Origin of the sequence: uncultured Legionella sp. (genome assembly GCF_937871865.1) — a bacterium.
Lineage (GTDB): Bacteria > Pseudomonadota > Gammaproteobacteria > Legionellales > Legionellaceae > Legionella.
The window spans coordinates 1-1,740 of sequence record NZ_CALMPD010000284.1 but is presented as its reverse complement, the minus strand read 5'-3'; the positions used below and the strand labels follow the sequence as shown (position 1 = coordinate 1,740).

Genomic DNA, 1,740 nt, shown 5'->3' with positions numbered 1-1,740 from the left:
CTAGACAGCTAAACGAATCAGTAACGAGAGTGGAAACTATCTGTGCTGCAGAAATAGCATCAGAGAATATTAATTGGCTTTGGGATGGATGGCTTGCATCAGGAAAAATACATATATTAGGTGGTGCGCCTGGTACAGGTAAAACAACGCTTTGTATGGACTTAGCTGCTATTATAAGTCGTGGCGGATTTTGGCCAGATGGAACGAAGTCGATACTAGGTAATGTCATAATTTGGAGTAGCGAAGATGGCCTCGGAGATACATTAATTCCCCGGTTAAATAAAGCTGATGCGTTGTTATCCAATATTCATTTTATTACAGGTATAGCGAAGGGCAATAAAAGAAGATTGTATCTTTAAAAATATAAGCTTCTGTTGAGTGCTTTAAGTTATGAAAGATGTAAAAATTCCCTTACTCATTTTAGCGAATGAGTAAGGGCGCAGGGTAGTAGTATCATCTGGAGATTGTTCTTAAAAGAACGTGAGGATCATTCATACGCTACCTTGCTTTGTTAAAAGATCTCGAACAGTAGAGTGAACTTAAAGTTCGTATAACAATCATGAGACTAATAACTAATAAGGCAGCATAATGAAAAATACCAATACCCCGAGGCAAATTGTAGGCGTCGACGTGTCAAAAGACAAGTTGGATATATATGAAAGTCAAACAGGGCAATGGTGTACAGTAGAAAATGATGAAAAATCAATACGTTCTTTTCTTAAAAAACTTAAAAAAAATAACGAAGAACTGTTAATAGTTATGGAAAATACCGGTGGTTTAGAAAAAAACTTACTCTATGTAAGTCAAGAACAAGGCATATCAACCCACTTGGCCCATTCTAACAGAGTACATTATTTCGCTAAGCAGAAAGGATATTTTGCAAAAACTGATAAAAAAGATGCTCAGATCATCGCAGAATATGCAAAGCAAGAACAGGTTGAAGCTAATGTTGAACATATTAAAGAACAAAATGAACTGCGTGAGCTAATTAATCGTCGTGCTCAAATTGTTGATGATTTACATGACGAAAAGTGTCGCTTATCAAGACCACTTAGCCCACCTGTTAAGCGTTCTATAAAGCGTAAAATTACTTTTCTAGAAGCTGAGAAAAAATTAATTGAGGCTGCAATAGAGCAGTTGATTAAAGCATGTCCTATTAAAGATGAGCTATTTAAGCGGTTACAGACATTTAAAGGTATTGGTCCAGCGATTGGGGCAGGATTAGTATGTCTTGTACCGGAGTTAGGAAAAATGAATAGAAGCCATATTGCTTCAATACTTGGTGTCGCCCCAAAAAATAATGACAGTGGCAAAAAAGTAGGAAAACGAAAAATTGTGGGTGGACGATTTAATGCACGTCGCCTTGTATATATGGGAGCATTAGTTGCTATTAGGTATAACATCAAGCTCAAAGAGATGTATCAACGAATGATGGAAAAGGGGAAGCCCGCTAAAGTCGCAATTGTGGCTGTAATGAGAAAAATCATTATCACTTTAAATGCGATGGTCCGGGATCAAAAGAATTGGAACTCTGATTTTGAAACGAGTTCCTAATAGCGTTCATGTGTAGTGAACCATCTTTTATTGCTTGACTTGCAAGACAGTAGATCCCTCGCTGTGCTCGGGATGACGTGGGTTGTGCTTTCCACTGTAATACCTGATGTGGTCAACTAATTTGATACACTCTAGTTAAGCGGCTTTTTTAAATTGCATTAAATAATCCATTTCAAACTGATTAGG

At 37.2% G+C, this 1,740-nt stretch carries 2 protein-coding genes; both read left to right on the top strand.

The features are described 5' to 3' along the window. The coding region (locus Q0495_RS15205; protein WP_298627794.1) for an AAA family ATPase at positions 1–359 on the top strand (359 nt) is incomplete at its 5' end. A 229-nt stretch (positions 360–588) separates the two neighbouring features. Continuing rightward, on the top strand, positions 589–1,554 hold the full coding sequence (locus tag Q0495_RS15200; protein WP_298627792.1) for an IS110 family transposase: 966 nt from the start codon (positions 589–591) through the stop codon (positions 1,552–1,554). Positions 1,555–1,740: the final 186 nt, after the last annotated feature.

What these genes read in the sequence shown, in the direction of transcription:
- Q0495_RS15200 (WP_298627792.1), top strand. Translation starts at nt 589, where the DNA reads ATGAAAAATACCAATACCCCGAGGCAAATTGTAGGCGTCGACGTGTCA.